Below are 23,176 nucleotides of genomic sequence, written 5' to 3'. Positions count from 1 at the left end.
AGCGCCCGCAGCGCAGCTGCAAATTCCAATTTAGCAAACAGTTCCCCATTGTCATTCTGAGGAACGCAGAAAGCTATAGCTTTCTTGACGAAGAATCTCGACCTTAATTCCTGAAAAAGGGCGAAGGACGGGATTCTTCACCGCTTTTGGCGGTTCAGAATGACAGAAGTGAAGTATGCGGCTCGTTGCAAAATTCCAATTTGCCAGCTTGCTTATGGTCGGGCCGGAAACTGCTCCCCCCGTACTCGGCAGCTTCACGCATGCTCGCGGCGGCTCGCCGCCGCTTCTTTTCCTTACTATGAAAAAACCTCAGAAAAGGTCGTGATAGTATGCAATACGTTCTCTATGCCCTTACCGCCTTATACGCAGTTCTGTGCGTGATTGCCGCTGTGTCTCAGCTGAAAAGCACTAAGGAACGGGGCACGCCCGCCTGCATGCTTTTGGGCAGCGCCGTTTTGCTTTCCGCCATCGTGCTGGAGGAGCTGGCAGGGGGCTGGGGCTGGTTGCTCGCCACGGCGGGCGGAGTGATGATTTTTACCGCCGCTTTCCAAAACGGCAGGCGCGGCGGAAGCTTTCATCTGCGCCATCACGTGATTCGAGGAGCCTTTACCGCCCTTTTGGTTCTCGGATTTCTTCTGCTTTGAGCCCCTGGATCGAAACCGCATAAAAAAGGACAGAGCCTGTCATGCGATGCTCTGTCCTTCTTTTTTAGTTTTAAGTTTTTTACGCCTCGATCTCGATAAAATAGAGGTCGTTGACGCCCAGCTCAGCGGTGATGGTGAGAATGCCGTTCTCCCAGGTAAAGGGCCAGGGCTCCCGGCGCAGGGCGGTTTTTTCCTTTAAGGCCTCCACCTCCCGCCGGTTCATGTCCTGGGGGCTGCCCATTTCTTCCCATACCTTTAAGGGGTTGCAGTGCTCCTCGTCGATGCGGGAAACCGTGACCCGGCACGGCTTTCTTTCCCATTCCAGCTGGACCGCAGTCTGCTCCTTCGGCAGCTTCAGGTTTTTCATCTTCTGGCGGAACAGCAGCACCTGGGTTTCCCCCGTTCTCCGAAACGCGGCGATGCCGATCTCTCCCTTGGTGGCGTCCTCGCCCAGCTCCAGCCGTTCCTCCCCCGCCATGGAAAGCATCTTCATACCGTAAAATACCGGCTTGGGAACGCCGTCCTGGGTGAGCATGCCGAAGCCGCCGTGGAACTGCTGGGGGAAGGGGTGCAGCTCCTCAAAAATATCGCTGAAGCACCAAATGCTGGAGCCGTCTACATGCTCCGCCACGTCCAGTGCCGTTTTCACATCATAGGCCGCCACCTTCCGGGTATCGTTGGTATAAGAGGCAAACCCGGCGTTTTCGTTCCATTCGGTATAGTACACCGGCAGACCCTTGGCCTGCTCCTTTACCACGGCGGAATTTTTGATAAAAATATCGTTGGGAAGCTCCTTCTGCTCCGATTGATCCGGCATCATCGCCCGCTGCCCGGCAAGCAGGGTTTTTTCCCGCATTCCGCTGAAATCGGGCGCTTCGAAATGGAAGTCCAGCTCACCACCCTCCATATCGCCCTGATCCTCCACGCCGCCGATGGGATCCCCCGCGTACTGGTGGGTGGTGACGAAATCCAGCGGCACCTGGTTTTTCTCACAGAATTCTACAAAGGAGCGCACCCACTTGCTGCCGCTGGTGGCGGGGCCGCCTACCCGAAGCTGGGGATCCACCTCCTTGATCGCCCGGGCCGTGACCTCATAGAGCTTAAAATACTCGTCCCGGGTGCCGGAGAAGAACACGGGCAGATCCGGCTCGTTCCACACCTCAAAGGGCCAGGTGCGTACCTCCTCCGGGCCGTACCGATGCTCCAAAAAACGGAGAAAGGCCTTGATGTACTCCGCCCAGGCCCCGTGATCGGCCGGCGGGGAAATACAGGGCTTATAGAAGAACATGCCCCGGTCGTCTCTGGCCGCCAGCTTTTCCGGCATGAAGCCCAGCTCCACAAAGGGCTTCATGCCCGCCTCCAGCACGTTGTCATAGGCTACGCCGCAGGCGTGAAAGCTCCGCTCCGTAAACTGCTCCGCGCCGGGAAGGGGCATCAGATCCGCAAGGGTATGCAGCGTGTTCATATCGTCGCAGAAGATCCCATGGAACCGCACATAGCGGATCCCCAGCTCTTCGTGGATCCATTTCAGCTGCCGGGTGTAATCGGTCCGCAGCGCCAAAAGCGCATGGCTGCTGCCCACACAGTACTGCCAGTGCTTTTTGTGGGGATAGCTCTTACAATTCTTCGGAATAGTAAATTTCATTTGGTTTTCCCCATTCTTCTTTCTCAGTGATGACAGTGGGAGCAGTTTGCTAAATTTGGATTTAGCGGGCTAGCCCTCTGTTATCCTGCGTTCCCCCCTGTCATCCTGAGCGAAGCGAAGGATCTCGTCCTTTTCCCTTTTCCATAAGATCCAAGGACGAGATCCTTCGTCACGATGTTCCTCAGGATGACAGACGGGGGCCTTGCTCTTCTCTAACAATTAACTACTCACAACTAACGACTAAAGAGCCATTCCACGGCCTTCGGGGCGTACTCCGCCCAGAATTTTTCATCGTGAATGCCGGGGCTTTCCTGATACTGGTGGGGAACGCCCTGCTCCGTCAGGAACTGATGGAACTGGCGGTTGGGCTCAATGAGGAAATCCTCAGAGCCGCAGCACATATAAATTTCCGGCAGCTTCTTTCCCACCGCCTTCAGCTCCTTTACCAGGGTTTCCGGGTTGTTCCGGCTTTCCTCCACGGTTTCCAGGTCACCGAAGCATTCGTGATAATAGGCATAATTCGCCATGGGGTTTTCGTCCCCTTCCTTCATGTGGGCGATTTGGTGAACGATCAGCGCCGAGGACATGCCCGCCGCCTTGCCGAACACATCCGGGTAGGCAAGCGCCGTGCGGAGAGCCCCGAAGCCGCCCATGGAAATTCCCATGATATAAGTTTCCTCCGACGTTTTCGCCAGACCAAAGGTTTTCCGCACATAGGAAACCAGCTCTTCTCCTACCAGAGAGGCGTAATTGTGACCGGTGGACAGGCCGTTTAAGTAAAAGCCGTTTTCCCCGTTGGGGCTGACCACGGCAATATTGTATTTTTGCACCAGCTCCTCCGGCACCCAGCTTTCCGCTTTTCCCGTGTAGCCGTGCAGGTGGAATACCGTTTTGATGGGCCGCCCGCTTTCCTCGGGAAGGTCGTTGGGCAGGATCATCTCAAAGCTCCCCTGCCGGTTCAGGCTGTTCAAAAAAAGGTCGATCTTCAGTTTTGCCATCGTTTTTTATTTCCTCTCTTTCGATTTCTTTTGCAAAAAGCGGAGCCTCCTTCCGGCAGCCCCGCTTTCAGAATCTTAGAACTTGCATCGATAGAATACGTGTGCGGATTTCCGAACGGATTTTATGGGGGGAACAAAACACAGTTCCTATGAAATCCGCCGAAAAGCTGTGCGCTTTATTCTATTGACACAATCTCCTGTTATTCACCTGCCGCAGCCTTGGCTTCCTCAATGACCTTCTGGGAAACGTTGCCGGGGGCTTCCTCGTACCGCTCAAACTCAAAGGTAAAGCTGCCCCGGCCTTGGGTGCACTGGCGCAGGAAGGTGCAGAAATCGTGCATTTCCGCCATGGGGACCTCGGCCTCTACCGTCTGGCGGCCCGCTCCCGCAGGCTCCATACCCAGCACGCGGCCCCGGCGCTTGTTGACCTCGCCCATCACGTCGCCCATGTTGCCGTCCGGCACAGTGGTCCTCAGATGGCCGATGGGCTCCAGCAGCACGGGATTTGCCTTGGGAAGGCCGTCCCGGTAGGCGATGGAGGCGGCGGTTTTGAACGCCATTTCAGAGGAGTCCACCGGGTGATAAGAACCATCGTACAGCACGGCGGACAGGCCCACTACCGGATATCCTGCCAGCGGCCCCTTCAGAATACATTCCCGCAGGCCCTTTTCCACCGCAGGGAAGAAGCCCTTGGGAACAGAGCCGCCCACCACGCGCTCGCTGAATTCCAGGCCGTCGCTGTCGCAGGGGGAGAATTCGATCCACACATCGCCGAACTGGCCGTGGCCGCCGGTCTGCTTCTTATGGCGGCCCTGTACCTGCACCATCTTACGAATGGTTTCCCGGTAGGGAACCTTGGGCGTTTTCAGGGTGACCTCCACGCCGAACTTCGCCTTCAGCTTGGAAACGGCCACATCCAGGTGCTGCTCACCCAGGCCGCCCACGATCAGCTCATGGGTTTCGGAATTGTTGGAGAACTTCAGGGTGGGATCTTCTTCAGAAAGACGCAGCATGCCCTGGGCCACCTTATCCTCTTCTCCCTTGTTCTTGGGAACGATGGCCATGGAAAGGGCCGGGGTGGGATATTCCACACCCTCCAGCACCACCTTCCGGGTGGGAGAGCACAGGGTATCGCCGGTATTCACGGCGGCAAACTTGGGCACCGCGCCGATATCGCCGGCGCCGATATATTTGACGTCCTCCTGCTTTTTGCCTATCATCATCACGGTTTTTCCCACCCGCTCCGTATTGCCGGTACGCATATTGACCAGGGGAGTCTCGGTGGAGACCTTGCCGGAAATGACCTTCAAATAGGAAAGCTTGCCGATAAAAGGATCGGCCACGGTTTTGAACACCAGCGCCACGGCGGCCCCGTCCTCATTGACGGAAAGCTCTACCGGGTTGCCGTCCACGTCCAAAGCGATCTCCGCCGCCTTTTCCTCCGCGGAGGGAGCCAGCCAGGCAACGCCGTCCATAAACTGCTCCATGCCCCGCATGAGCATGGCGTCGCCGCAGAACACCGGGGTGATGGTGCCGGACTTTACGCCCTTGCTGACGCCTACAATGACCTCCTCCGGCGTAAATTCCTCACCGGCAAAGTATTTTTCAAACAGGGCGTCGTCCGTTTCGGCAACAGCCTCGTAGATGGCGGTGCGCAGGCCCTCCAGCCGGTCTCCCATATCGGGCATGGGCACCGCCACGGGCTTGCCACCGGAATAATCATAGGCCTTGTACTCCAGAAGATTGATGTAGATGTTCGCCTGTCCGTCCTGAATAAAGGGAACCACCACCGGGCAGACAGAGGGGCCGAACTGGGCCTTCAGATCTTCAAAAACACGGTAGAACCGGGCGCTTTCATCGCACAGGCCGTTGACAAAGAAAATTTTCGCAAGCCCGCGCTTCTCCGCGGCCTCAAAGGCCTTTTCCGTTCCCACAGAGATGCCGTCCTTACCGGAAATGACCACCAGCACGGTGTCCGCCGCCCGCATGGATTCGCACAGGCCGCCCTCAAAATCGAACAGCCCGGGCGCGTCCAGCAGATTGATCTTCTTATTTTTCCACTCCAGCGGAGCTACCGCCGCGGAAATGGAAGCCTTCCGGCGAATTTCCTCCGGGTCGTAATCGCATACGGTATTTCCTTCGCCTACCTTGCCCCGGCGGTCAGAAGCCCCCGCGAGATACAGCATCGCCTCCGCCAGGGAGGTTTTGCCCGCGCCGCTGTGCCCTGCCACCGCAAGATTGACGATATTTTTCGCCTGATACTGGTTCATATGTATTCTCCTTCCACAGCTATTCCGCTGCATTCCATGCCGCGTTCAGCCGGTTTTTCCCTGTTTTGCACAATTCAGCTTCTAGGGTATAGATAATTATATAACACTTTGCCGGGGATTACAATGGGGAAACAAAGAAAATATATGAATTTTTTCTGTACTATTTTTTGTTTTAGAGCAATTTGCACAAAAACAGAGCTCCGTTTTCTTCTAATCGGATAGGGAAAGAGGAAAACCGGATCGAAAAAATGGTAAAGCAGCCTTTTGTAACAGTTTCTTGGCTCCTCCTTATACTTTTTGCGGCTTCCCCTTCGCCGTTGGCAGAGGGAATGGCAGTAACCCTTGCCTTCCATATTTCATAAGGGGAGGGGAACCATCGGAGGGTGGTGCGCGAACTGTTCTCCACCGAATACCAGCACCCTTTACTCGCACAAGGGGGAACCTAAGGGCATTAAACTGTAATTTACCACTCTGCAATTTATTGGGTGTTGTTTGCAACACCTTCGCCCTTGCCCTTCATTGCTAATTGCTCATTGCCATGCCTTTTTTCATTGCTCCCCTGATTTTTTTGTTTCTTTTTTGCCGCTTTCATGCTAGAATAGAAAACAAAAAAAGCCGCGCTCTCCCGTGAAAGCGGAAGGACGGAAACCGAAAGGAGCTTTTTTATGACGCAGAAGGAATTTCCCCGCACTCAGGTGGAGAGTGTTTCCCTTTCCCGTATGCTGATCGGCACCAACTGGCTTTTGGGCTGGAGCCATACCAGCGTTTCCGCCGACGAGATGATCAAGCGGCGCTATGACAGCGCCGAGGCCTTTCAGCCTGTGCTGGAGGCTTATCTCCGCCATGGGGTAGATACCATCATGGCTCCCTTCGGGCTCTCCCCGGAGCTTACAAAGGCAGTAAAGGAAACCGAGCAAAAGGCGGGAAGAGAGATCATCATGGTGGATACCCCCACTCTGAACGTGACGGATTCGGCCGAGGCCAGAAGAGAATCGGAGCGGCTGGTGAGGGAATCCGCCCAGCGGGGGGCGAAGCTCTGCCTGATCCACCATTCCGCCGCCGAGCAGCTGGTCAATAAAAACCTGGGGCAGATCACCCGGCTGGACGACTACACCAAAATGATCCGGGATGCCGGTATGATCCCCGGCCTTTCCGCCCATATGCCAGAGCTGGTGGTGTATTCCGACCAGAACGGCTACGATGTGCAGACCTATATTCAAATCTTCAACTGCATGGGCTTTTTGATGCAGGTGGAAATTGAAACGGTGGCTTCCATCATTCAAAACGCGAAAAAGCCCGTTATGACCATTAAATCCATGGCGGCGGGCCGCTGCTCCCCCTATGTGGGCCTCACCTTCTCCTGGAACGCCATTCGGGAAAAGGACATGGTGACGGTAGGCGCCTTTACGGCCGCAGAGGCCGAGGAGGATATTGAGATCTCTTTAGCCGCCATCGAGCACCGGTTCCCCAATTTGGAAAAGCGCTCCAGCCCCAACCAGGATCAGGCGGCTTTCGGGAAATAGTTGTTAGTTGTTAGAGAAGGGCAAAAAGGCTCTTTCCCGTCTGTCATTACTGAGCAAAAAGCGAAGCTAGCTTCGCTTTTTCGGCAAAGCAAGCTTTGCTGCCGCGAAGAATCTCGACCTTTAACCGTTAGTTGTGTTAGTTGTTTATAAAAAGGAAAAACCTATGAAAACAGAACGAAGCTATCCCGCGGTGTCAGTTCACCAAAGAGGGGTCCAGCGGGCAAAAGCCGGGCACCCCTGGGTATTTGACAACGAGATCACCGGACAAAAAGGGGCCCCGGAGGACGGCGGCCTTTGCGACGTGCTTTCCCCGAAGGGGCGGTACCTGGGCACCGGCTTTTATAACAGCCGCTCCAAGATCCGGGTGCGGGTGATCTCTCAAAACGCCAACGATGATTTCAGCCCGGATTTTTTCCGCCGCAGGCTGCAATACGCCTGGGAATACCGCAAAACTGTCCTGGGCGGCGAAGTGGGGGCCTGCCGGGTGATTTTCGGAGAAGCGGACCGCTTTCCCGGCCTGACGGTGGATAAATTCGGGGATATTCTGGTGACCCAGACGCTTTCCCTGGGGATCGAGCGCAGAAAAGACCTGCTTTTCCCCCTGCTTGCGGAAATTCTGGAGGCGGACGGGGAAACGGTCTCCGGCATTTACGAGCGAAATGATGTGAAGATTCGGGAGCTGGAGGGCCTTTCCCAAGGGAAGGGCTGGTTTCCTTTGCCCGGAAAGCACCTGCCGGAAAGCACCTCCACGGAGATCACGGAAAACGGCATTCGCTACCTGGTGGATTTTGAAAACGGCCAGAAAACCGGCTTTTTTCTGGATCAGCGCTATAACCGGGCTGCGGCGGCCAGACTGGCCGCCGGAAAAACCGTGCTGGACTGCTTCACCCACACCGGCTCCTTCGGCCTGAACTGCGCGAAGGCCGGGGCAAAGCACGTTCATTCTGTGGATATTTCCGAAACCGCTCTTGCCTGCGCCAGGGAAAACTGCGCTCGGAACGGCCTTTCCCATCTGGTGGAATACGAAGCCGCCAACGTGTTTGACCTGCTGCCCAATTTGCCTCACGGCGCTTACGATTACATTATTTTGGATCCCCCCGCCTTTACGAAATCCGGGAAAACTGTAAACGATGCGGAGCGGGGCTATAAGGAGATCAATTTTCGGGCCATGAAGGCTCTGCCCAGAGGGGGCTATCTCGCCACCTGCTCCTGCTCTCATTTTATGACGGATCAGCGTTTTCGCAAAATGCTGCAAAGCGCCGCCTCCGACGCGGGGGTGGAGCTGCGGCTCATCGAAGCGCGGCAGCAGGGGCCGGATCACCCGGTTCTCTGGAACGTGCCGGAAACTGATTACCTGAAGTTTTACCTGCTTCAGATCGTATAAGAAAGGAAACAACACCATGTCTATGAAACAAAACCGGGAGCTGCCCCTCCCCGCCGGCCTGAAAGCGGAGTATCCTCTTTCCGACGCTGTCAAGGCCCTGAAGGCCCAAAGAGACCGGGAGATCCGGGAGGTTTTTGAAGGAAACTCCGATAAATTCCTGGTGCTGATCGGGCCCTGCTCCGCCGACAACCAAGACGCCGTGCTGGAATACGTGCACCGCCTGCAAAGGGTCAACGAACAGGTGAAGGAAAAGCTTCTGCTCATTCCCCGGGTATATACCAACAAGCCCCGCACCACCGGAGAGGGGTATAAGGGCATGCTGCACCAGCCCTCTCCTGACCAGGCTCCGGACATGCTTCAGGGCATTATCGCCATTCGGAAAATGCACATTCGGGTCATGGAGGAAACCGGGCTCACCGCCGCCGATGAAATGCTGTACCCGGAAAACCGCAGCTATCTGGACGACGTGCTTTCCTATGAAGCGGTGGGGGCAAGGTCTGTGGAAAACCAGCAGCACCGCCTGGTGGCAAGCTCCATGGATATCCCCGTGGGCATGAAAAACCCCACCAGCGGTGACCTTTCGGTGATGCTCAATTCCGTTCAGGCCGCCCAGGCAAGCCACACCTTTTTGTACCGTGGCTGGGACGTGACCACCTCCGGCAATCCCCTGGCCCACGCCATTCTCCGGGGCGGCGTGGACAAGTACGGCTCCTGCGTGCCGAACTACCACTATGAGGACCTGGCCCGGCTCTGCGAGCTGTATGAAAAGCGGGAGCTGCAAAACCCCGCCGCCATCATCGACGCCAACCACTCCAATTCCAATAAAAAATATAAGGAGCAGCTGCGCATCGTCAGCGAGGTGCTTCACAGCCGGAATTACAACCCCGCCCTGAAAAAGCTCATCAAGGGCGTCATGATCGAAAGCTACCTCACGGAAGGCAGCCAGCCTATCGACTGCGACCGGGTCTACGGCAAATCCATCACCGATCCCTGCCTGGGCTGGGAAGACACGGAAGCCCTGCTCTATTCCATGGCGGAAAGAGCATAAACCGGACAGCGGTTTTAGGGTACACTGCCATAAAGCGGTTCCGACCCGGCCACAGGTGTAATTAGTAATTGGGCAATGAGGAATTATTTGCGGAAGGAAGCTTAGTTATGTGGTATTTTTCTAATGACAACTCCCCGCCTGTCATTCAGCCGGGTTCCTGCATTCAAAGTAAATATTCCAATACGGAAATACCTGCCCTGCCCTCCAAGGCTGTAGTGTTCTGTTTGGGAAAGGGCCTGCCCGTATTGGAGGAACGGTTTTCCACTTGTTTGCTAATGGAAGAGCTGCCGGGCTTTATCACTCATTCCAAAGTGCTGCGGGTTTCCGAACACCCCGATGTGTGCTTTCTTCATGGTGGCTACGGTAGTCCGCAAATCGCATGTACAATGGAAACCCTGCACGCCCTGGGAGTGACGGAGGCATTTTTGATCGGTCTATGCGGTGGATTTGGTGAAGATACCCAAGTAGGAGCCATTTTGCTCCCTGAGAAAATTTGGAGTGAAGAGGGCTGCTCCCGACACTATTATGAAGCGCCTCGCTTTGCTCAGGTGAACAGTCCCCGGCCTCTGTCGAAGCTGGCGGAATTTTTAGAAAAGAGGGGCTTTTGCGTCCGGTTGAAAAATACTGTCACCACCGACGCTGTGTACCGTCAAACCTACTATAAGGAAGCCTTGTGGCGAAAAATGGGCTGTGAGGCAGTAGACATGGAGGCCTCCGCTTTTGTAAGCCTTTGCAATTATTATGGTATGAAAAGCACCGTGGCACTGATGGTTTCTGATCGCCACCCCCTGCACGAAGGAGATCCTGCCTGGGTTTGGGGCTCAGACAGCTTTCGGGAAACACGGGATGACTTTATCGCTGCCTGCGTTTCCTTTTCGCTGAAAAATGAAGAGGAGGAAAACCATGGCTGAACGGGTTTATAACAAACTGGTGCGGGACAATATTCCCGACCTGATCCGGGAGAACGGCGAAACGCCTGTGATCCGCACCTTAGACGATGGGGAATACGCCGCCTGTCTGGCGGAAAAGCTCCGGGAAGAGGTGGAGGAATTCCTGGCAGACAGCAATCTGGACGAGCTCAGCGACATTTTGGAGGTGCTGGAGGCCCTGGCCGGTCTTCATGGCTGGACGGACGGCGAGATCCAAAAGGTACGCCGGGACAAGGCCGAGCGCAGAGGGGCCTTCCGGGAACGGGTGTTTCTGGAAAAGGTTTTGGAGGACACGGAAGAAGAACTTTTATGATATCCATTGACCTTTCCGGAAAAACAGCCTTGATCCCCGGAGCCACGGGACAGCTAGGAAGCGGCTGATACAATGAGCAATGAGAAATTAGGAATGAGCAATATTAAGGTCAAGGGAAGAATTCGCTAAATTTGGAATTTGGCGGTGAGCCACTCACCTCCCTCCTGTCATTACTGAACAGAAAGCAAGGTGGCCTTGCTTTCTCGGTGAAGAATCTCGCTCTTTGCCCTTTTCCCCAGAATCAAGATCGAGATTCTTCGTCACTTCGTTCCTCAGAATGACAGGTAGGAAAGTGTGCGTTAAACTATTAATTAACAATTTCCTTCCGGTCGGGCCGGAAACTAACCGACCATGCTCGGTGGGGACACGAGTGCCCGCGGCGACTCGCCGCTAAACTATCAGTTACCGTTCGACCTGCATCCAGAATTCAGTATCGAAAAAACGGCAGCTGCAAAGGTTAAGCTTTTGCAGCTGCCGCTGTGTTTTTTGCTCTGCGCCTGAAAACGATTTATCGCCGGAAGCACAGGTATTCCCCAATATGCCGAAAACCGAGAGGCGCGGCAAGCTGTTTTTCCTGTTCCTCCATAAAATAGCACAGCGCTTTAGCGCCGCTGTTTTTTCCTTCGTTTAAGCATTTGATGAGCAGATTTCGGAACAGCTCTTCCCGGAAGAGGCCGTTTCGGAAATCCATACCGAAAATTTCCAGCATGAGCGTTCCATCGGTCCAGTAGACCGCCGCCTCCGCTCTGCCGTTTTCATAGAGAAGGTAGATTTCCCATTGATCCAGCGCTTTGAAAAGTCTGTCGCTGTTCCAGTACATCTCTTCCGCGATGGGGTCGTGAAGCTCCCGGAAATCCTGAAAATTTTCCTTTGTCACCCTTCGGAGATCGCCGGTTTCCGGCAAGGGGGCGTATTCCTCAAAGAACAGTATTTCGTGCTGGCTGCGCTCCAGCAGCTGAAAGCCGTGATCCGCCAGATATTCCACCGCCTCCCGGTTTTCCGCCGGAAAGCCCAGCCACACGTCATAGCCGGGATAGTTTTCCTTCCCAAAGGCCAGAAATTCTTCCAGCGCCTGGGCGGTTCCCGTTTCCGTCAGAAAGCTGGAGGAGGAAAAATACCGGTCCTCCGGAATACAGTAATATTGGATCCACCCGACAGCTTTTCCCTCCCGTTCAAAAAGGAAAATGCCCTTCTTTTCATTGCCCAGTGCCTCTTGTGCCTGCCGGATAAAATCCTGCCGTGTCTTTACTCCGTCCGCATAGGTGGGATAGCCGGAATAAGAGGGCTCCAGCGCCAGTCCATAGGCAAAATCAAGATATTTCTCCAGCTCTTTCCGCTTCGTCAGTCTCCGCAGCATAGCGTTTCCTTTCTCTTAGTCTAACAACTAAAAATCTTCTTTGCTCTTCCTTTTTTGCGCCGAAGGCGCCACTACCGTCTAGCCTCCAGCATCTGAACGCTTATACATTTTCCAGCTTCTGCTGTTCCATGCTTTCCTCCTCCAGGGCTACCGGCATGGAAAGCCGGGGATCCAGCGGATCGATCTCTTTTTCCCGCAGCTTTGTATGTACAGAGGAACGCAACAGCCGGTAGATCACCGCTGTGGTGGGCGTGCCGATCAAAATACCGGGGATTCCCAGCACGCTGCCCCAGAACAGTACGGCAAACAGCGTCCACACCGGGGGCAGGCCAATGGAGGAGCCCACTACCCTGGGGTAGATCAGGTTTCCTTCCACCTGCTGTAAGCACAGAAGGAAAATAAGGAAGATCAGGGCGTCGATGGGGTGTACCAGCAGCAGGATCACCACACCGGAGGCACAGCCGATATAGGCGCCCAAAATGGGGATCAAGGCGCCCAGCGCCACAATGGAGGAAATCAGCAGGGCGTATTCCAGCCCCAGGATGCTCATGCCGATGTAGCACAGGGAGCCCAGGATCACACACTCCAAAAGCTGGCCCCGGATAAAGGAAAAGAATACCTTGTTCGTTACCGCGCCGATACGGGCGATTTTTTTCGCCACCGGGTTCGGCAGGTATGCCAGCAGGGTGGATTTTACACTTCGCAGCAGCTTTTCCTTGCCGAACAGCATGTAAATGGAAAAGATAAAGCCCATAATAAAAGTGAATACCCCGGAGGCCACGTTTACGGTCACATTTACCAGGGAGGTCACAAAATCCGTGGTCATTTTCGTAACGTTGGAGAACAGAGAGCCCCAGTTAAAGCTCTTGATAAATTCCTGTACAAAGGTCAGGTCGTTTTTCTGGGCAAAGTCCGTGACCCATTTTACCGCTTCGTTGGTATAGGCGGGTACCGTTTTCTGTGCGGTTTCCGCCAAAACACTGAGCGACTCGATCAGCCCGGGAATGATAAAGCAGGCAATAAAGAGGATCACCAGCAGCACTACCAGATAGGCCAGCGCCACCGCCAGGGGCCGTTTTGCCTTTTTCCATGCCCTTGTCTTGCATTTTTCAAAGGGCCTGAAGGCGATATCCTCAAAAAAGTGGACAAACACATTGAGAATGTAGGCGATAACGATCCCGCAGAAAACGGGCATTACCGCGTTTAAGAGCATACGGAGCCACCCCACCACCGTATCAAACCGCAAAATTGCCAGAATCAGTACGGCGGCAAGCAGCATCAGCGCCGCACCAGTGTACAGCGCCCCTTTCTCTTTTCTCAGGTCACTTCTTACGTCCTTCAGCTTCATAGAACGCTCCCCTTCCTCTTTTATGTGCCTAGGTCTTTTTCAGAAACACGTGGCGGCACTTCTGACAGGTCACCTGAATGTTTCCTCTGCCCCTGGGTGCCCGAAGCCGCTGCTTGCAGTTGGGACACCGGAAATATTTATACTCCTTTCGCTGAGAGAGCTTCTGCTTCTGAAAGCGAAACCAGCCCTTTATAGGCAGCCATATCTTCAAAAACGCCTGATTTTCTCGCTGACGGGCCGGAATATTTTTGGAAAGTGCCCGGAACAGAGCGTAGATCAGAAGAATATCCGCCAGAAAATACAGTGGACGAAAGAATAACGAACCCAGAAGGGAGAATACTACCCCTGAGATCAACAGGGCAAAATTGAATGTGTCTGTCCCATACCGGCCATAAAGAAACCGCTGCAATTTTTGCATCAGCATGTGCGCACCGCCTTTTGCTTGAGATCAGCTTTCGCGGCAAGCCGCTTTCCCACGGGCAGGCGCGGTCTTGTCGGAGGCTTTTCCTTTAGTATATCGCCGGAAGCCGTTGTTTTCAACCGGACTTTTACCGGCTTTACGATAAATTTACAAATTGGGGACAGGAAAGGAAGTATAAAAAATAACAATAATTCTTATTTTAATCTTGACTTCCAGTTTTTTCCTGTTATACTAAGCAGTAAGAAAGCTTCGACCATAAATTTTTTCAGGAGGGATTTACCATGGCAGAACTGAAAGGCAGCAAAACCGAAGCCAACCTGCTCACCGCGTTTGCGGGAGAGTCCCAGGCCCGCAACAAGTACACCTATTACGCGTCCAAGGCAAGAAAGGACGGCTATGTGCAGATCGCCAATATTTTTGAGGAGACTGCGGCAAACGAAAAAGAGCACGCCAAAATGTGGTTCAAGCTCTTAAACGGCGGCATCGGCGATACCCTGGACAACCTGAAGGACGCCGCCGCCGGGGAAAATTACGAATGGACCGATATGTATGCCGGCTTTGCCAAAACCGCCCGGGAGGAAGGCTTCGATCAGATCGCCAATCTCTTTGAGGGTGTAGCGAAGATCGAAAAGGAGCACGAGGAGCGCTACCTCAAGCTGGTGAAAAACATCGAGGAGGGCCTGGTGTTCTCCAGAGACGGCGATGTGATCTGGCAGTGCGCGAACTGCGGCCACATCGTGATCGGCAAAAAGGCCCCGGAGGTCTGCCCTGTATGCGCCCACCCCCAGGCCTATTTCCAGATCAAAGCGGAAAATTATTGATTTCAGCCAGGCATGGCGTAAAAAACAGAGCAGCTGCCGTAAAAGTTGACCTTTTGCGGCGGCTGCTTGCTTTTTAGATGCTGGACAAGGGGCGGCATATACTAATGAGGAATTAGCAATGAGCGATGAGTAATTAGAAAGGGCAAGGGCAGGGGTCGCTAAATTGGGATTTGGTGGGCTAACGAATAACAGAACCTCCTTGCCTCCCCTGAAAGGGGAGGGGAACCGCCGATAGGCGGTGGAGAGGTTCCAGCTCGCTAAAAACCTGTATAAAACCTGGTTTTTTCTGCTCTTCTGTCGGAACCCCTCAGTCACGTCTGCGCCGTGACAGCTTCCCTTTCAGGGGAGCCAAGGGGGTGCCATATAAACTATCATTTGTTGTACTAACTGCCCTCCTTTGTCATTCTGAGGAACGCAGAAGGCTATAGCTTTCTTGACGAAGAACCTCGCCCTTAATTCCCTAAAAAAGGGCTAAAGGACGAGATTCTTCACTTCGTTCAGAATGACAAAAAGGGGAGTAGCTGGGTAACCGCCAAATTCCAATTTGTTGCTTTGTCCCTGCCCTTCATTGCTCATTGCTAATTCCTCATTCCTCATTGCCTATACGCCCTTTTCCAGCGGTTATCCCCGAAACACATACATTCTGGAAGGCTGCTCTTCTCCATCTCCCTGGGCCATGCACAGAAATTCCCAGCCATAGCGTTCATAAAAGGAGGTATGATCCGTCAGAAGGTAAAGGGTATTGATCTCGAAGCCTTTCATATCCTCGCTGGCATAGCCCAGCAGCTTCCCGGCAATGCCCTTCCCACGGTGCGCTTCTTCCACATAGACCGCGCAGATATTAGGGGAAAGATCCTTCCGTTCGTGAAAATCGTTTTCGATCACGCCCAGCCCGCCTATGATCTCCCGTCCCAGCATGGCAAGATACCACTGGGGAATGGGAGTTTCTTTTTTCAAGCATTCCCCAATGCTCTCCTGGTAGGCCTCCAGAGGGATCCCCCATTTGGCATGAAACCATGCGGCGGCCTGTTGAGCAAACTCTCCGTGATCCCGAATTTTTAAAAGCTTCATAGCCTGTTCCACCTCTTGTACTTCAGTATAGCACAAATTTTTTGTTGCCGCTGAATTTTTTGAAAAGCTTTGCTTGACAATGGTACGAAATCATACTATACTGTGTTTTAGTACGATTTCGGACTGGGGGAATTGGTTTATGGAATATCCCGGAAAAACGGAAATGACGGAGATCTATTATCTTAATTCGGAGATCGACTATGTTTACCATGAAATCGCCGTAAAGCTGGGCTTGTCCGACAGCGAGCTGGCTGTGCTTTCCATTCTTTACGATTTTGAGGGCCAGTGCCTTTTGAGCGATATTCTCCGGCTTTCCGGCATCAGCAAGCAAACGGTAAATTCCGCTTTGCGCAGACTGGAGAAGCAAGGTATGATCGTGCTGAAGGCTTTTGCTGGAAAGCGGAAAAGGGTATGCCTGACTCCCGCCGGAAAAGTTTTGGCGGATTCTACCGCGCGGCGGGTGCTTCAGCTGGAGGAAGAGATCTGGGCTGCCTGGACAAAAGAAGAAAGAGAACTGTATCTGGAGCTGACCCGGCGGTATCTTTCCGCCCTGAAGGAAAAAGCGAAAACACTGTAAGGAGCGTTTATGAAAATACAATTATCCGATCATTTTACTTACCGGCGGCTGCTTCGATTTACGCTGCCCTCCATCACCATGATGATCTTTACCTCTATTTATGGCGTGGTAGACGGCTTTTTTGTTTCCAATTACGTGGGCAAAACACCCTTTGCGGCGGTCAATTTCATCATGCCCTTTCTCATGATTTTGGGCGGGGTAGGCTTTATGTTCGGCACAGGCGGCAGCGCCCTGATCTCCAAAACCCTGGGGGAAGGGGACCCTCAACGGGCGAACCGAATTTTTTCTCTGCTCATTTATCTTTCTGTGTTCAGCGGGCTGCTTCTTACTTTGCTGGGCTTTCTGCTTCTGCGCCCCATTGCGGCGGCAATGGGCGCTTCGGGAGAAATGCTGGAGCACTGCCTTTCCTATGGCCGGATCATTCTGCTGGCCACCCCGGCCTACATGCTGCAATTTGAGTTTCAAAGCTTCTTTGTCACGGCGGAAAAGCCTCAACTGGGGCTTTTTGTGACCGTGCTTTCCGGCGTTTCCAACATGGTGCTGGACTGGCTTTTTGTGGCGGTGTTTTCCTGGGGCCTTGAGGGAGCGGCGGCCGCTACCAGTTTTAGCCAGTACCTGGGGGCGGTAGTGGCGTTTGCTTACTTTTTCCGCCAGAATTCCAGCCTGCTGCGGCTGGGAAAAACCGCCTTTGATGGAAAAGCGGTGTTAAAAACCTGTACAAACGGCTCTTCGGAGCTGATGTCCAATATCTCCATGTCCCTCATTGGGATGCTGTATAACATTCAGTTGATCCGCTACGCGGGAGAAGACGGCGTGGCAGCCTATGGCGTGCTGATGTATGTGAATATGATTTTCCTGGCGGTCTTTATCGGATACGCGGTGGGCACGGCCCCGGTGATCGGCTTCCATTACGGCGCGGGAAACCGGGAAGAGCTTCGCAGCCTGCGGATAAAAAGCCTGGTGCTTATCGGTATTTTTTCCCTTGCCATGCTTCTGGCCTCAGAGGGGCTTGCAAAGCCGCTTTCCCTGATCTTTGTCAGCTATGACGAGAACCTGCTTGCCCTGACCCTTCGGGGCTTTGTGATCTATTCCTTCTCCTTCCTGTTTTCCGGTATCGCCATTTTCGGCTCCTCCTTTTTTACCGCCCTCAATAACGGGCTGGTCTCCGCACTGATCTCCTTTCTGCGCACCCTGGTATTCCAGGTGGCGGCGGTGCTGCTGCTGCCGCTGCTGTGGGGGATCGACGGCGTGTGGCTGTCCATTGTGGCGGCAGAGCTGATGGCCGCTGTTGTAACGGCGGTATTCCTCTTTGCGCTGAGAAAAAAATACGGGTATTAGGGAACAGCCCCAACAGCTGAAGAATGGCGTTGACCTCTTTTCGGTTTCGTGCTATACTGAAACCTTGAAATAGGGAGAAAACGGCTTACATACAAGCTGAAACACAGGATAAGGAAGGGGCCGGTTAGGTATGGCAGCACAAAAAAAGCCCACTGTGGCTGTGGCGACAGACAGCAACAGCGGGATCACTCAGGCACAGGGGACAAAGCACGGGATCGGTGTGATCCCCATGCCGTTCTTAATTGACGGAACGGAATATTTTGAGGACGTTTCCATTACCCGGGAGGAATTTTTTCAGAAGCTGGAGGAGGGCGCCGATGTGCAAACCTCTCAGCCCAGTCCGGAATCCGTGACCGCCCTGTGGGATAAGCTGCTGGAGGAATACGAGGAGGTCGTCTATATCCCCATGTCCGGGGGGCTCAGCAATTCCGTGCAGACGGCTCTGATGCTTTCGGAGAGCTATGAGGGAAGGGTACAGGTGGTGGATAACCACAGGATCTCCTGTTCTCAGAAGCAGTCGGTTTTGCAGGCTGTAAAGCTGGCCCGGGAGGGCAGGAAGGCCGCCGAGATCAAAGCGTTTTTACTGGAGCACGCTCTGGACGCCAGCATTTATATTGCGGTAGATACCTTGAAATATCTGAAAAAGGGTGGCCGTGTTACTGCGGCGGGAGCGGCCCTGGGAACTATTTTGAACATCAAGCCCGTCTTGCAGATCCAGGGGGAAAAACTGGACGCCTATGCCAAGGTGCGGGGCATGAAGCTGGCCCAAACAAAAATGCTGGAGGCCGTGAAAAACGATATAGAGAGTCGGTTCGCAGGAGAAGAGGTGTTGATCAAGGGCGCTTACACCTGTGATGAAAAATCACTGTCTCAATGGAAAAAAGCCCTTTCCTCCGCATTCCCGAAGCATAAGATCTCACTGGATCCCCTGGCTCTGAGCATCAGCTGCCATATCGGCGCTGGCTCCATGGCCGTGGTGTGCATGAAAATAGAGCCGGAAGCCGATGGAGTTTCCTTCGAGCTATAGCGCTCGTTTAAGGCCCCAGCCAGCGGACGCCGGGGAGGTTCCGCAAAACAGTGAAGAGCACTGCCAGGATCAGTATAAAACCAAAAAGCCATAAACAGCGCCTGCTTTTATACAGCGGGCGCTGCTTTTTTAGGTAACGCAGCGCTTCCCAGAAAAGATACCCGCCAAAAAGCGGCAGCAGGCAGAATAAAAAAGGATTGTGGAAAAAAGCCGTCAAAAGGTCTCCCCGCAGCAAAGCGTAAAACATTCGCTGGCCGCCGCACCCGGCGCAGTACAGCCCGGTAGCCTCTAAAATCAGGCAGGGCGGCTGCCAGAGAAAGACCACCAAAACAAATGCCGCCAAAAGCCCCAGCAGCAGAGCAATGACCCGAACTGTCCGAGCCCGCGTTTCTTTTTTCATTTGCGATCACCTCGATCGTAGGAAAGTAGTTAGCAATTAGTAGTTAGCAATTTAGAAAGGGCAAAGGGCTTCCCTGTTGTTATCTTGGACTCTCCCACTGTCATCCTGAACGAAGTGAAGGATCTCGCCCTTTTTTATAGGGGTTTGAAGGACAAGCTTCTTCCCAAAAGCAATGACAGGAGGGAAAATGCCCTCCTTAATTGCTCATTGCTCATTCCTCATTATTCCTTGTACCGCCCTTCTCCAGTATCTAGTATCTAACATCTAGCATCTAGTATATCATTTCCCCGGAAAAAAGACTACCCTTGGGGGCTTACGATATTTTTACAAAACACAAAAAAACACTTGACTTAAAGTCCCCTTTACCTTTTATAATAGAGGCAAGTGATCATTCAAAATTTTCACGAAGAAAAAAAGAGCCGCTGAAGCGGCTTCAGGCAGGGGAATAGGCCGATCCTATCCTCTGTCAAAAAGAAAGGGGATCTGTTGCAGTATGGCGGAAAAGTATTTGGGCGAAAGCATTAAAAAGCTGGGTTTTGGGCTCATGCGCCTGCCCATGAAGGGCGAGGAGATCGACATCAAGCAGGTCAAGAAAATGGCCGATACCTTTATGAGCAAGGGCTTTACCTATTTTGACACGGCCTATGTGTACATAGGGGGCAAGTCTGAGGTTGCCCTGAAGGAGGCCGTGGTGGACCGCTACCCCAGAGAGAGCTTCCAGTGCGCCACAAAACTGCCCCTGTGGGATCTGAAGGCCCCGGAGGAAATGGAAAAGATCTTCCAGGAATCTCTGGATCGCGCCGGGCTTTCCTATTACGATTTTTATCTCCTGCATGCCCTCAATAAGGACGCCGCCCAAAAGGCTGAGGAGCTGGGGGCGTGGGACTTTATCAAGGGCCTGAAAGAGCAGGGAAGGGCAAAGCATATCGGTTTCTCCTTCCATGACAGCGCCCAGGTGCTGGACGAGATCTTGACGAAGCACCCCGAGGCGGAATTTGTGCAGCTGCAAATCAATTATGCCGACTGGGACAGCGAAAGCGTTCAGTCCCGGCTGTGTTATGAAACGGCCAGAAAGCACGGGAAGCCCGTGATCATTATGGAGCCGGTAAAGGGCGGTTCTCTCGCCACCATGACCCCCCAGGTGCAGAAGCTTTTCAAGGAGGCGGCCCCGGAGCTTTCCGTTCCTTCCTGGGCGGTACGGTACGCGGCGTCTTTAGAGGGCATTGTCACGGTGCTTTCCGGCATGTCTACCGAAGAGCAGCTGAACGACAATGTGTCTTATATGGAAGACTTCCAGCCCCTGTCCGATGGAGAGCGGGAGGTCGTAAAAAAAGCGGTGGATATTCTGAACAGCACTCCCACCATTCCCTGTACCGGGTGCAAATACTGTGTGGACGGCTGCCCCCAGAAGATCAACATTCCCGGCATTTTCTCCGCAATGAACAATTACACGCTCTATAACAACGAAGCGGGCGCCAAAGGCAATTACAAGCACGCTGTTTCCGAGGGCGGCAAAGCTTCCGACTGTGTTCAGTGCGGAAATTGCGAGGCCCACTGTCCCCAGCATATCGAGATCATTGAAACTCTGAAAAAGTGCGCCGCCGCTCTGGAATAAGGCAGGAGGAAAGTTTATGAAGGATATTACCTTGGGAATGCCCGGCAAAAAGCTGGGCTTTGGGCTTATGCGCCTGCCGGTCAGAGAAGGCGGCAAGGCGGGAGAGATCGACCTGGAGCAAGTCAAAAAAATGGTAGACCACTTCATGGAAAAGGGCTTCACTTATTTTGACACCGCCTGGATGTACTGCGGCTTTCAAAGCGAGCCCACCGTCAAGGAGGCGTTGGTAAGCCGTTACCCCCGGGAAAGCTTTACCCTTGCCACCAAGCTGAACGCCGGGTTCTTCGACTCCCTGGAAGACCGGGACAAAATTTTCAACCAGCAGCTGGAAAAAACCGGTGCGGGATATTTTGACTATTATCTGCTCCACGGAATCGACGGCGGCAATTATCCGAAATTTGAAAAATTCGACTGTTTCAACTGGCTGATGGAAAAGAAGGAGCAGGGCCTGGTTCGGTGTCCCGGCTTTTCCTTCCACGGCACCGCCCCGGTGCTGGACGAGATTTTAACAAAGCACCCGGAGCTGGAATTTGTGCAGCTGCAAATCAATTATCTGGATTGGGAAAGCCAGTGGGTCCAGTCGAAGGCATGCTATGAGGTAGCGGTAAAGCACGATAAGCCCGTGATCGTCATGGAGCCCGTCAAAGGAGGCACCCTGGCAAAGGTGCCCGCTGAGGTGGAAAAACTGTTCCGGGAATACGCGCCGGAAAGCTCTCCGGCCTCTTGGGCCGTTCGGTTTGCGGCCTCTCTGGAAAACGTGTTCATGGTGCTTTCCGGCATGAGCAGCCTGACGCAGATGGAGGATAACCTTTCCTATATGGAGCGCTTCCAGCCCCTGAAGGGAGAGGAACTGGCTCTGGTGCAAAAGGCGGAAAAGCTCATAAACGGCCAGATCGCCATTCCCTGCACCGGCTGTTCCTACTGTACGGACGGCTGCCCGCAAAAAATCGCCATTCCCCAGTATTTCTCCCTGTACAATGAGGATATGCGGGAGCACCTGGAGGAAAAGGGCTGGACCGTGAATTTCAGCAATTACGACCATCTTACCGAAGAATTCGGCAAAGCGGGCGACTGCATTGCCTGCGGCCAGTGCGAGGGCATGTGCCCCCAGCATCTGCCCATCATTCAACACTTGCAGGACGTGGCGAAGCACTACGGAAAGTAGCTTTTAGTTGTTAGAGAAAAAGTGCACTGCAGTTCTTTCTGCAACGCACTTTTTTAGATTGCTGGACGCGCATAGCAATGAGGAATTAGGAATTGGGAATTAGCAATGAAGGGCAAGAGCAGAGCGATAAATTCCAATTTATCGAACAGTTCCCCGCTGTCATTCTGAGGAACGAAGAGACGAAGAATCTCGACCTTGATTCTGGGGAAAAGGGCAAAGAGCGAGATTCTTCACTGAGAAAGCAAGGCCACCTTGCTTTCTGTTCAGTAATGACAGGTGGGAGGTGAGTGGCTCACCGCCAAATTCCAATTTGTCAGGCGTTGGTTACAACGCCTGTGCTCTTGATCTTAATAATTGCTCATTTTACAAGACATAATTTGCGTTTTGCCCTTTTTTGAACCGGGTGCGGCGCTTTTTGGGAAAGTACTATGGCAGGGCCATGCGGAATAGAAAGGCTGTTAAAATCCAGGAAAGGATGAGAACTATGAATGAAGTAACTGTAACAAAGCACGGGGAGGGGATCTGGATCCTTACGGAAAACGCTCCCGGTACGGCGGTGGACGCATATCTCGTTTGCGGCTCGGAACGGGCGGTGCTGATCGATGCTCTGCAGGAAGCCGCCGGAATTTATCAAAAGGTTCGGGAGCTCACAAAGCTTCCGGTAGATCTGGTTTTGACCCATGGGCATTTCGATCATATTGGAGCTGCCCGGGAGTTTGCGGAAGCGGGCTGCTCTGTTTTCATGGAGTCTTCCGATCTTCCGCTGCTTTCCGGATCTGGAAGCGGCGCTTTAGCTCAGGAAGCAGTTATGCCATTGAAGGATGGACAGGTGTTTGAGCTGGGCGGGCGAGCTCTGGAAACCATTTTGGTGCCGGGCCACACGCCGGGCAGCGCGATTTTTCTGGATCGGGAGGATCATCTGGTCTTTTCCGGAGACAGCTTCGGCTCTGGCCCTATTTGGCTTCAGCTTCCCTACAGCCTGCCCCTTTCCCGGTTTCAGGAAAATCTGGAGGCGGCCTTAGCCAGGCTGAAGGAGATTCCCGATCTGCTTTTCCTGCCCGGCCACCGGAATCAGTCCCCGGGAGAGCTGCGGCTGGAGTATGTTCACGACCTGCTCGATACGGTAAAGGCCGTGCGCGGCGGCAGCCTCAGGGGAGAAACGGAAACCATGTCCGCCGCGGGACAAACGATCCCCTATGCCGTGGTCGCACATGGCTCTATGCTGGGCCTTTTCTATTCTCCGGAACACATTGAAGAATAGAAAAGCTTGTACCGGCAGAAT

Annotated in this window: 22 protein-coding genes; 13 read left to right on the top strand and 9 right to left on the bottom strand. The window is 53.6% G+C overall.

What is annotated here, in order from left to right; genetic code table 11:
• Window positions 1-329 precede the first annotated feature (329 nt).
• On the top strand, window positions 330-644 hold the full coding sequence (locus tag U8T64_RS02335; protein ID WP_322180570.1) for a hypothetical protein: 315 nt from the start codon (window positions 330-332) through the stop codon (window positions 642-644).
• Window positions 645-723: 79 nt separating this feature from the next.
• On the opposite strand, the gene U8T64_RS02330 is transcribed toward U8T64_RS02335, so the two are convergent.
• The 3 genes from U8T64_RS02330 to U8T64_RS02320 all read right to left on the bottom strand — a co-directional run bounded on the left by U8T64_RS02330 (window position 724) and on the right by U8T64_RS02320 (window position 5,557).
• Entirely contained in the window at window positions 724-2,289 is a 1,566-nt protein-coding gene (locus U8T64_RS02330; protein WP_322180568.1) for a GH39 family glycosyl hydrolase, read from the bottom strand.
• 233 nt (window positions 2,290-2,522) lie between these two features.
• On the bottom strand, window positions 2,523-3,287 hold the full coding sequence (locus tag U8T64_RS02325; RefSeq protein WP_322180566.1) for an alpha/beta hydrolase: 765 nt from the start codon (window positions 3,285-3,287) through the stop codon (window positions 2,523-2,525).
• Between the two features lie 200 nt (window positions 3,288-3,487).
• The gene (locus tag U8T64_RS02320; RefSeq protein WP_322180564.1) at window positions 3,488-5,557 is read right to left on the bottom strand and encodes an elongation factor G; all 2,070 of its coding nucleotides are present in this window, start codon (window positions 5,555-5,557) and stop codon (window positions 3,488-3,490) included.
• A gap of 665 nt (window positions 5,558-6,222) precedes the next feature.
• Between U8T64_RS02320 and U8T64_RS02315 the strand changes: the two genes are divergently transcribed.
• The 5 genes from U8T64_RS02315 (at window position 6,223) to U8T64_RS02295 (ending at window position 10,754) form a co-directional block, all read left to right on the top strand.
• A complete protein-coding gene (locus tag U8T64_RS02315; RefSeq protein WP_322180562.1) occupies window positions 6,223-7,080 on the top strand; it encodes a hypothetical protein in 858 nt (285 codons plus the stop codon).
• A 163-nt stretch (window positions 7,081-7,243) separates the two neighbouring features.
• On the top strand, window positions 7,244-8,464 hold the full coding sequence (locus U8T64_RS02310; RefSeq protein ID WP_322180561.1) for a class I SAM-dependent rRNA methyltransferase: 1,221 nt from the start codon (window positions 7,244-7,246) through the stop codon (window positions 8,462-8,464).
• Between the two features lie 16 nt (window positions 8,465-8,480).
• On the top strand, window positions 8,481-9,512 hold the full coding sequence (locus U8T64_RS02305; protein ID WP_322180559.1) for a 3-deoxy-7-phosphoheptulonate synthase: 1,032 nt from the start codon (window positions 8,481-8,483) through the stop codon (window positions 9,510-9,512).
• 107 nt (window positions 9,513-9,619) lie between these two features.
• A complete protein-coding gene (locus U8T64_RS02300; protein ID WP_322180557.1) occupies window positions 9,620-10,423 on the top strand; it encodes a nucleoside phosphorylase in 804 nt (267 codons plus the stop codon).
• The gene (locus U8T64_RS02295; protein ID WP_322180555.1) at window positions 10,416-10,754 is read left to right on the top strand and encodes a nucleoside triphosphate pyrophosphohydrolase; all 339 of its coding nucleotides are present in this window, start codon (window positions 10,416-10,418) and stop codon (window positions 10,752-10,754) included. Before U8T64_RS02300 ends, U8T64_RS02295 begins: the two co-directional genes overlap by 8 nt.
• Window positions 10,755-11,262: 508 nt before the next feature.
• On the opposite strand, the gene U8T64_RS02290 is transcribed toward U8T64_RS02295, so the two are convergent.
• The 3 genes from U8T64_RS02290 to U8T64_RS02280 all read right to left on the bottom strand — a co-directional run bounded on the left by U8T64_RS02290 (window position 11,263) and on the right by U8T64_RS02280 (window position 13,883).
• Window positions 11,263-12,111 (bottom strand): hypothetical protein, encoded by an 849-nt coding sequence (locus tag U8T64_RS02290; RefSeq protein WP_322180553.1) that lies wholly within the window; start codon window positions 12,109-12,111, stop codon window positions 11,263-11,265.
• Between the two features lie 100 nt (window positions 12,112-12,211).
• Window positions 12,212-13,459 carry an AI-2E family transporter gene (locus U8T64_RS02285; protein WP_322180551.1) on the bottom strand — a complete coding sequence of 416 codons (1,248 nt, stop codon included), beginning with the start codon at window positions 13,457-13,459 and terminating at the stop codon, window positions 12,212-12,214.
• Window positions 13,460-13,487: 28 nt separating this feature from the next.
• Window positions 13,488-13,883, bottom strand: coding sequence for a hypothetical protein (locus tag U8T64_RS02280; RefSeq protein WP_322180549.1), 396 nt, complete (start codon window positions 13,881-13,883; stop codon window positions 13,488-13,490).
• Window positions 13,884-14,161: 278 nt separating this feature from the next.
• Here U8T64_RS02280 and rbr point away from each other — a divergent pair, with 278 nt between their 5' ends.
• Window positions 14,162-14,701 carry a rubrerythrin gene (gene rbr / locus U8T64_RS02275; RefSeq protein WP_322180547.1) on the top strand — a complete coding sequence of 180 codons (540 nt, stop codon included), beginning with the start codon at window positions 14,162-14,164 and terminating at the stop codon, window positions 14,699-14,701.
• A gap of 471 nt (window positions 14,702-15,172) precedes the next feature.
• Here rbr and U8T64_RS02270 read toward each other — a convergent pair whose 3' ends face one another.
• Both U8T64_RS02270 and U8T64_RS02265 read right to left on the bottom strand, forming a co-directional pair.
• Window positions 15,173-15,298: a hypothetical protein gene (locus U8T64_RS02270; protein ID WP_322180546.1), complete on the bottom strand. Its 126-nt coding sequence runs from the start codon at window positions 15,296-15,298 to the stop codon at window positions 15,173-15,175.
• A gap of 24 nt (window positions 15,299-15,322) precedes the next feature.
• Entirely contained in the window at window positions 15,323-15,772 is a 450-nt protein-coding gene (locus tag U8T64_RS02265) for a GNAT family N-acetyltransferase (RefSeq protein WP_322180544.1), read from the bottom strand.
• Between the two features lie 139 nt (window positions 15,773-15,911).
• Here U8T64_RS02265 and U8T64_RS02260 point away from each other — a divergent pair, with 139 nt between their 5' ends.
• The 3 genes from U8T64_RS02260 to U8T64_RS02250 all read left to right on the top strand — a co-directional run bounded on the left by U8T64_RS02260 (window position 15,912) and on the right by U8T64_RS02250 (window position 18,714).
• Window positions 15,912-16,349: a MarR family winged helix-turn-helix transcriptional regulator gene (locus U8T64_RS02260; RefSeq protein WP_322180542.1), complete on the top strand. Its 438-nt coding sequence runs from the start codon at window positions 15,912-15,914 to the stop codon at window positions 16,347-16,349.
• A 9-nt stretch (window positions 16,350-16,358) separates the two neighbouring features.
• Window positions 16,359-17,687 (top strand): MATE family efflux transporter, encoded by a 1,329-nt coding sequence (locus U8T64_RS02255; protein ID WP_322180539.1) that lies wholly within the window; start codon window positions 16,359-16,361, stop codon window positions 17,685-17,687.
• Window positions 17,688-17,817: 130 nt separating this feature from the next.
• Window positions 17,818-18,714 carry a DegV family protein gene (locus tag U8T64_RS02250; protein WP_322180537.1) on the top strand — a complete coding sequence of 299 codons (897 nt, stop codon included), beginning with the start codon at window positions 17,818-17,820 and terminating at the stop codon, window positions 18,712-18,714.
• Window positions 18,715-18,721: 7 nt separating this feature from the next.
• Here U8T64_RS02250 and U8T64_RS02245 read toward each other — a convergent pair whose 3' ends face one another.
• Window positions 18,722-19,114 carry a DUF2752 domain-containing protein gene (locus U8T64_RS02245; protein WP_322180535.1) on the bottom strand — a complete coding sequence of 131 codons (393 nt, stop codon included), beginning with the start codon at window positions 19,112-19,114 and terminating at the stop codon, window positions 18,722-18,724.
• Between the two features lie 493 nt (window positions 19,115-19,607).
• Here U8T64_RS02245 and U8T64_RS02240 point away from each other — a divergent pair, with 493 nt between their 5' ends.
• The 3 genes from U8T64_RS02240 to U8T64_RS02230 all read left to right on the top strand — a co-directional run bounded on the left by U8T64_RS02240 (window position 19,608) and on the right by U8T64_RS02230 (window position 23,155).
• Window positions 19,608-20,729 carry an aldo/keto reductase gene (locus U8T64_RS02240; protein ID WP_322180534.1) on the top strand — a complete coding sequence of 374 codons (1,122 nt, stop codon included), beginning with the start codon at window positions 19,608-19,610 and terminating at the stop codon, window positions 20,727-20,729.
• A 16-nt stretch (window positions 20,730-20,745) separates the two neighbouring features.
• Window positions 20,746-21,894, top strand: a complete 1,149-nt coding sequence (locus tag U8T64_RS02235) for an aldo/keto reductase (protein WP_367575391.1) — start codon at window positions 20,746-20,748, stop codon at window positions 21,892-21,894.
• A 484-nt stretch (window positions 21,895-22,378) separates the two neighbouring features.
• Entirely contained in the window at window positions 22,379-23,155 is a 777-nt protein-coding gene (locus U8T64_RS02230) for an MBL fold metallo-hydrolase (protein WP_322180532.1), read from the top strand.
• Window positions 23,156-23,176 lie beyond the last annotated feature (21 nt).

It is taken from the genome of Neglectibacter caecimuris (assembly GCF_034335015.1).
Lineage (GTDB): Bacteria > Bacillota > Clostridia > Oscillospirales > Acutalibacteraceae > Acutalibacter > Acutalibacter caecimuris_A.
The sequence above is the reverse complement of the archived record's forward strand: the minus strand, read 5'-3'. Positions and strand labels throughout refer to the sequence as shown.